6 protein-coding genes are annotated in these 7,005 nt (G+C 52.9%); 1 reads left to right on the plus strand and 5 read right to left on the minus strand.

All coding sequences use genetic code 11. The annotated features are described in order from the left end of the window. The first annotated feature begins 105 nt into the window (after positions 1 to 105). Positions 106 to 2,121, plus strand: a complete 2,016-nt coding sequence (locus tag RKA07_RS09275; RefSeq protein WP_310966182.1) for an LTA synthase family protein — start codon at positions 106 to 108, stop codon at positions 2,119 to 2,121. On the opposite strand, the gene RKA07_RS09280 is transcribed toward RKA07_RS09275, so the two are convergent. The 5 genes from RKA07_RS09280 to RKA07_RS09300 are packed head-to-tail and all read right to left on the minus strand — an operon-like array spanning position 2,106 to position 6,997. After that, positions 2,106 to 3,395, minus strand: coding sequence for an ATP-binding protein (locus tag RKA07_RS09280; RefSeq protein ID WP_310966184.1), 1,290 nt, complete (start codon positions 3,393 to 3,395; stop codon positions 2,106 to 2,108). The two genes, RKA07_RS09275 and RKA07_RS09280, sit on opposite strands and share 16 nt — an antisense overlap. Continuing rightward, the gene (locus RKA07_RS09285; protein ID WP_310966185.1) at positions 3,392 to 4,111 is read right to left on the minus strand and encodes a response regulator transcription factor; all 720 of its coding nucleotides are present in this window, start codon (positions 4,109 to 4,111) and stop codon (positions 3,392 to 3,394) included. The genes RKA07_RS09280 and RKA07_RS09285 overlap by 4 nt, the downstream gene beginning before the upstream one ends. Next, the gene (locus RKA07_RS09290; protein WP_310966186.1) at positions 4,101 to 5,600 is read right to left on the minus strand and encodes an ArnT family glycosyltransferase; all 1,500 of its coding nucleotides are present in this window, start codon (positions 5,598 to 5,600) and stop codon (positions 4,101 to 4,103) included. The genes RKA07_RS09285 and RKA07_RS09290 overlap by 11 nt, the downstream gene beginning before the upstream one ends. Beyond that, positions 5,584 to 6,624: a glycosyltransferase family 2 protein gene (locus RKA07_RS09295; RefSeq protein WP_310966187.1), complete on the minus strand. Its 1,041-nt coding sequence runs from the start codon at positions 6,622 to 6,624 to the stop codon at positions 5,584 to 5,586. Before RKA07_RS09295 ends, RKA07_RS09290 begins: the two co-directional genes overlap by 17 nt. Further along, complete coding sequence (locus RKA07_RS09300; protein ID WP_310966190.1) at positions 6,608 to 6,997, minus strand: GtrA family protein; 390 nt, start codon at positions 6,995 to 6,997, stop codon at positions 6,608 to 6,610. Before RKA07_RS09300 ends, RKA07_RS09295 begins: the two co-directional genes overlap by 17 nt. Between the last annotated feature and the right edge of the window lie 8 nt (positions 6,998 to 7,005).

Below are 7,005 nucleotides of genomic sequence, written 5' to 3' on the forward strand. Positions count from 1 at the left end.
GACAATTTCTTGATATTTTTCTGAGCTAGCTCTGACACACATCCCTCTATTCTGCACCCTCATTAATGATTCGCTCTGGCGAACTCTCTAAATGCGAGTGCAGACATGTCTTCATCCCTCCCTTTCAGAAATCACTCCCTACGCGAGCGCATGTATCGCGGGGTCAGCCGGGCCGGAGCCTACGCTCCGATATTAATGCTGTTTTTTACAATACTTCTCATCGGTAGCCTTTCCAGAGCACTGTTGGTGGCATGGCAGTTCGACCGGGTGGTAGAGACATCGGTATGGCCTGGTATCTTTCTCCATGGGCTTCGAGCGGATCTGATCATGGCTGGCATGGTAGTGGCACCTCTGGTATTGCTTCTACCGATTCTGGGTCATCGTTTCAGCTGGCCAGTTTGGAAGTGCCTGACGTCCTTTTGGGCGCTGATTGTCGTTTTCACATTTCTTTTCATGGAACTTTCCACGCCGACCTTCATCGCCGAGTACGATACACGGCCCAACCGCTTGTTTATTGAATACCTGAACTATCCCAAAGAAGTGCTGAGTATGCTGTGGGAGGGCTATCTACCTACCGTAGCCTTAGGGATCATTCTGTGCATTTCACTGACCATTCTATTCGCCTGGCTGATGCAGCCGTGGGAGCAGGAGACCTCTCCTGGTAACTACCGTAAAGCAATCCTGGTATGGCCCATCGTAGTTCTCGCTGTGTTCATGAGCGTTCGCTCCACCACTGGCCATCGCCCCGCCAATCCGGCAATGTTTGCACTGACTTCCGATGCCCTCGTGAATTCTCTGATTATCAACTCATCCTGGTCCGTTGCGTTCGCGGTCTACAACCTCAAGCATGAGGAAGATGCAGGTGCCCGTTACGGTCAAATGGCAATGCCCGAAATACTGAAAGAGGTCAGGAGCGCACCATGGCTCAGTGGAGCCGAATTCAATTCCACGCAATTTCCGACGTTGCACCATCAAACGCCTGTAAAAGAGCGACTGCGCCCTCATAATCTGGTGATTGTTCTGGAGGAAAGCCTGGGCGCGACTTTTGTTGAATCGTTAGGTGGCCGTCCAGTCACGCCTCGCCTGGAGGCTTTGAAGGAGTCTGGTTGGTGGTTCGAGAATCTTTATGCAACAGGTACACGCTCTGTTCGGGGTATAGAGGCTGTGGTATCGGGTTTCCTGCCATCTCCGGCTCGCAGTGTGGTTAAACTGTCTCTGTCTCAAACCGGCTTTTTCACGCTGGCTGATTTGTTAAAACACGAAGGCTACGACACGGGTTTTATCTATGGTGGAGAAGCGCATTTTGACAATATGCGCAGTTTTTTCTCAGGCAATGGCTTTGACAAGATCCTGGATCAGCAGAACTACACCAATCCCGCTTTTACCGGAAGCTGGGGCGTAAGCGATGAAGATGTATTTGCAAAAACCCACGAAGACCTCCAAAAGCTTCATGCCTCCGGAGAACCCTTTTTCCGACTGGTGTTCTCGTCATCAAATCATACACCGTTCGAATACCCGGACAACAGAATTGAGCAGTACGACGAAGAGAAAAACACCGTCAATAATGCCGTCAAATACGCGGATCATGCCTTGGGTGATTTCATAGACACCGCACGGAACAGCGACTATTGGAAAGATACTCTGTTTTTGATTGTGGCTGATCACGACGCCAGAGTTTGGGGGGATGAGTTGGTCCCCATCAAGAACTTTCAGATTCCGGGGCTGATACTCGGAGCAGATATGGAAAGCCGGCGCATCGAAACAATTACAAGCCAGATTGATCTCGCACCGACGCTGCTTTCGCTCATGGGTATTGCCAGTGAGAACCCCATGGTAGGGCGTGATCTGGTGAAGTTTCCGGACGCACCCGGCCGGGCGGTTATGCAGTTCAACGATTACTACGCATGGATGGACAGCGACTTCAACGTGACGGTATTACGCCCTAATCAAAAGCCGCTGGCAGGGGTTTATTCAAGAGAAACAGGAAGCACTCGATATCTCGAAGGTGCGCCGCAAGAAACGGCCACAATAACAGCTCTGGCTCATGCTCTGCTCCCTCTTAACCTGTATCGGGAAAAAGCCTACGGGTTACCTGATGCAACCAGTCAGACAAAGTTATGAACGTGGATCAGAAACTCTGTGCCTTCATTGTCCGACTGCGCAATCTCCAGATCCCAGCCCAGTCGTTCACAAACCAACCGGACGATCAGTAACCCAAAAGTGGCGCTGCTGAACTCTCCAGGCTTGGAGTTGTTGGCGCTGGGCGCAACAACAGAACTCAGGCGTTCAGTTACTTTGATGGGAAGCCCGGATCCGAAGTCTCGCACCGAAATTCGGTTCTCGATCATTCTAACCTCCACTTCGGCACGGGTGTGTCGAAGTGCATTTTGCAACAGGTTGCGCACTAACATACGCACCAGAGCGGGATGTGTTGTGACTCTCAACCCCGGGCTGTTGTTATAAACCGTGATTCGTCCAGCATGATCCGGCTGCCCATGCTCAAGATCATCAATAGTGTTCTGGACGACCTCTTGCAGCACAATGGTTCTCACGTCGCTTTCGGTCGCTTCACTGCGAGCAAGTTCAAGCAAAACCTCCGTATCGTCGCGCATGGTCTGCATAGCACGGCGAATACGGGCAAGGGTTTTCTGGTCTGCCGCTGACAGACTTTGCCGCTGTTCCAACACATTCAGAGCACCACTCATCACAGCCAAAGGTGTGCGAAGTTCATGGCTGGCAAGTTTCACAAATGATTTCTCACGCTCAATGTGATGTTCAAGTTCTGACAGGAAGCGGTTAAAAGCCTGAGCAATGTCGCAAAACTCCCGATCACGGTAATCCGTGGTAATTTGCAGCATCGACGAACCGGGGGTTGTGTTAAGGACTTCACGAGTTAACTTCTTGAAAGGGCGTATCAAGTACCCGGCTCCAGAGCGGGCAACAATAAAGCCAATCAGGAGCATGAAACCAGCGACACCAGCCAGAGCTAGCTGTACCAGCGCCTCACGATTTTCCATAATCGTAATATCCTGGGCCAGGAAAAGCTTACCATCGGGGGACTCCAACTGCTCTCCCACTATCAGCAGCGTTGTCTGGCCTATCTCTACTTCCTGGGAAAATGGCAAATGGCGGCTGCGGAAATATTCCGGGAGCAAAGCTTCCGCCTCGCCTTCAGGCAGGAAAATAACCTCCAGCTGTGCTGTTTTTATGGGTTGAAAGCGTCCTTCCCGGAGTTGCTCCGTGAAATACTCGGCCTCCGCCTTGAGTTCCAGATCCAGAATGGTGTCTTCAACATCATAAACAAACACCTCAACAATAATCATTGAGGTCGCTGTGGTGGCGGCAATCAGGAAAAACAGAGTTCGGGCCAGGCGCTGGGTCAAGGATGACTTCATGGTGAGCTCGTGCGCGCTTTCTCAGGAACTTCCAAGCTGTATCCCCTCCCATGGATGGTTTTTACCAGGCCTTTACCCAGGCCTGCCTGCAGCGACTTTCGAAGTGTGTAGATATGGGTACGGAGGCTGTTTCCTTCCATTTCCCCATGACGAGATCCCCATAAAGCATCGCTCAATGCTTCATGGCTGAGAAAACTCGGATACGCACGAACCAGCATTTCAAACAGACGGGCAGGTGTGCCAGACAAAGCCGTTTTCAACCCGTTCAACTCTACTTCCAGCGTGCCAGGATCAAACCGAATATCGCCCGCTGACAGGATCGGCCTCTGTGGCGCATAGCGCCGATGCAGAGCTTCAACTCGTAGTTGCAACTCACGCAGTTCAAAGGGCTTCACGAGGTAATCATCTGCACCGCAATCAAACCCTTTTTCTTTATCGGGCAGACCGCTCAGAGCCGTCATCAGAATAACAGGGGTCTGACACTGCAGGTCGTTGCGGATACGTTTGCAAATATCATAACCATTGACGCCGGGTAGCATCAGGTCGAGCACAATAACGTCATAGCTTTGCGTGGCCAGTAGGTGCAATGCGGTCAAGCCGTCAGCAGCAAAGTCCAGTGCGTAGCGATCTTCACCCAGAAATTCGAACAGGTTTTCCGCAAGATCTACCTGGTCTTCAACGATTAATAGTCTGAGCTGTGGTTGATTAGATGTCACTCGAGCGAACTCCGTTGGCGTCAGATACAGATTGCTGGTCGTGCAGCAATCCGGGAATGACCAACAATTGATAGCGTCTATTCTCCATGACCTTTCGAGCGGAAGAGGCTAAGCCTGCTACTTCTTCGTCAGACCAGGTTCTGGAAACTACAACATACAAGCGCTGATACGCCTCGGCCGTCTGTAGGTTGCTCAACCCGCCCTTTGTCATTTCCAGAGCGGTTCCGCCTGAGTAGAATCTCGCTGAAAATGGCAGGTCATCCAGATAGATCAACGGGCTGTCGTCGGCTGTCCGGGTCAACTGATAATAGCTTACCAGCGCTTTCTCTGTCTTGAGCGACTGCCAACCCGTGGCGGTCAGACTAACGAACACAGTCAGTAAAACCGGGACCAATGCCACCAAACCACCCCGTAAGCGAGCCAATCGGAAAGCCTGACATTCCGACGCCCAACGGCCGATCAAAATAGCTGTAAACGGCAGTGACGGTAATATGTAAGTCCAGAGCGTATTGCCCGCGAGCGTAAAAAACAGCATGGGTGCCAGCGCGCTGACCAATAAAAAGCTTATACCCGGATTTGATATTGTGTTGTTTACAATACCGCGTCTTTTCCCCCTGAACCATGCAAGTGCCAGACTCACCAACGCAACGAAGCCCCACGGGAAGGAAGCCCACAACCAGAACATCCAGATCATGCCTTTGGGTTGATTGTGGGCGCTGCCGTAGAGATCTCCCGCCCATCCGGGATCCAGAAACCGACGCACATGCTCCCCTACGATAAAGTAGTCCAGAAACCCGGGGGTTTTGAGCTCAGCCAATATGTACCAGGGGCAGACCAGAGCGGCCGTCATCAGGATGCCTCGCCACCAAGGCAGTCGCTGCAGGTTATTCGCCGCTTCCCGCCACGAAAGGCATAACCAAAGTACGATAGGAATTCCGATCAGAACGATGGCCAACGGCCCTTTGGACAGGAGCCCGATCACCATTCCAAGAAAGAAAATCCATCGCCACAGACCTCCCTCTCCTGCCATCACCAAACAGAAGCTGACGAGAGTAAGGGTTGTACCCAATGCCAGGAAGGCATCTGTCATAACGGCGCCAGCACTGATGTAAGTGAGCGCCATGGTTGCGAAAACCAGGCAACTCCATTGAGCAACCTGCACACTCCAGATTTGCCGCGCCAGTCGCCAAACAAGCCACACCATAGCGACCGTTGCCAGCCAGGCCGGAAACCTCAGCGAAAACTCCGAAACACCAAAAACCTTGATGGCCGCCGCCTGCGTCCAGAACGACAAGGGCGGTTTACCCCAAAAAGGTACGCCGGGCTCGAACCACGGCGTAATCCAGTCACCGGTTTCCGCCATCAGGCGGGCAATTTCCGCGTAACGCGGCTCGGTGGTATCGGCAAAAGGGAAAAGTGCCATGCCTATAAAGCGACTAACCAGCACAGCAACCAGGATCAGCAGCCAAACATTAAACCGCTTTGACATGTCGCACCCTCGTTGTTTTACGATGCGCCTGTTGGCGTGTACCACTCAGGTTTTCGATCACCTCATCTGTCAGGTACACCGGGCGCTGCTTTGATTCCATGTAAGTCTTGCCGACGTATTCGCCCACAATGCCCACACTCATAAGCTGAATACCGCCGAGAAAGCTGATGATGGCCACCAGCGAGGGGTAACCGCTGGTAGCATCACCCAGCATCAATGCCTTGACCACAATCCACGCCCCGAATACCGCACCCATGCTGGCGGCAATTAGCCCGATCAAAGTGGCCCAGCGCAAGGGCGATATAGAAAACGACGTCAGTCCTTCCAGTGCTAACCCGACCAGCCCGGGGTAATCCCATTTCGTTTCGCCGGCCGCTCGGGGTTCACGATCGTATTGGATGACTTGGGTCGGCATACCAATCCAGGCAAATAAGCCTTTCATATAACGGTTGCGCTCTTTCAGACCCAACAGCGCATTAACGGCTTTGCGGCTCATCAACCGAAAGTCACCGGTATCCACCGGGATATTTGTCCGGCTGGTCCGGTTCAGCAGTCTGTAGAAAAGATGCGCGCTCCAGCGTTTGAACGCGGTTTCGCCAGCCCGTGAGCGCCGCTGCATCAGAACAACGTCAACACCCGACTGCCAGCTTTCGACCATGGCCGGAATTTGCTCAGGCGGATCTTGCAGGTCTGCATCCAACACAATCACCGCATCGCCGTTGGCGTGCTCCAGTCCTGCAGTCATTGCAGCCTCTTTGCCGAAATTACGACTCAGTTTGACCAGTCGGACGCCGGACGTTCGGTCAATAACGCTGCGGATGTATTGGGCACTGCCATCATCACTGCCGTCATCAATCAGCACGATTTCCCAGTGCAGGTCCAGGGTGGCAAGCACCGGTAGAACCCGCTCAAAGAAAAGGGGCAGCATCGGGCGCTCGTTGTACAGCGGCACCACCAGCGATAACAGCGGCTTGCCAAACGGGTCATCCAAAGGTACGACGGGGAACTCAACGCGTTTGTTCATGGAAAACCAGCCTCTGGTAGACGATGTAATTCAGTGCAGCGACAAGCCCTGTGGTCACGATTTGTGACAAGGTGACGGGAAGTCCCAATACGTTATTGAGTAGAAAAAAGAAGGCGAGATTGCAGAACCAGGCGCCAAGACAGGAGACGATATAGCGCCACAACGTGACCCTGTGAGGGCCGGCATTGCGAAATGCCAGGCGCCGCTGGAGGCCGTAATTTAGCAGCGCACCAGACACGCTTCCGCTAACGGTTGCCAGCACTGGTTCAAGCCCGGCAGCGATCAATGCTGCCATTACAAACCAGTGGAGCAACGTAGAAAGGCCGCCGGCCGCTACAAATCCCTGAAGTTGGCGCGATAGGAGTGTGCTCATGACAATAA

The sequence above is a fragment of the Marinobacter xiaoshiensis genome (genome assembly GCF_031631795.1).
GTDB lineage: Bacteria > Pseudomonadota > Gammaproteobacteria > Pseudomonadales > Oleiphilaceae > Marinobacter > Marinobacter xiaoshiensis.

Bases quoted from the DNA above. Each gene is read 5' to 3' on its own strand.
- RKA07_RS09275 (WP_310966182.1), top strand. From the start codon at position 106: ATGTCTTCATCCCTCCCTTTCAGAAATCACTCCCTACGCGAGCGCATG.
- RKA07_RS09280 (WP_310966184.1), bottom strand. From the start codon at position 3,395: ATGAAGTCATCCTTGACCCAGCGCCTGGCCCGAACTCTGTTTTTCCTG.
- RKA07_RS09290 (WP_310966186.1), bottom strand. From the start codon at position 5,600: ATGTCAAAGCGGTTTAATGTTTGGCTGCTGATCCTGGTTGCTGTGCTG.
- RKA07_RS09295 (WP_310966187.1), bottom strand. From the start codon at position 6,624: ATGAACAAACGCGTTGAGTTCCCCGTCGTACCTTTGGATGACCCGTTT.
- RKA07_RS09300 (WP_310966190.1), bottom strand. From the start codon at position 6,997: ATGAGCACACTCCTATCGCGCCAACTTCAGGGATTTGTAGCGGCCGGC.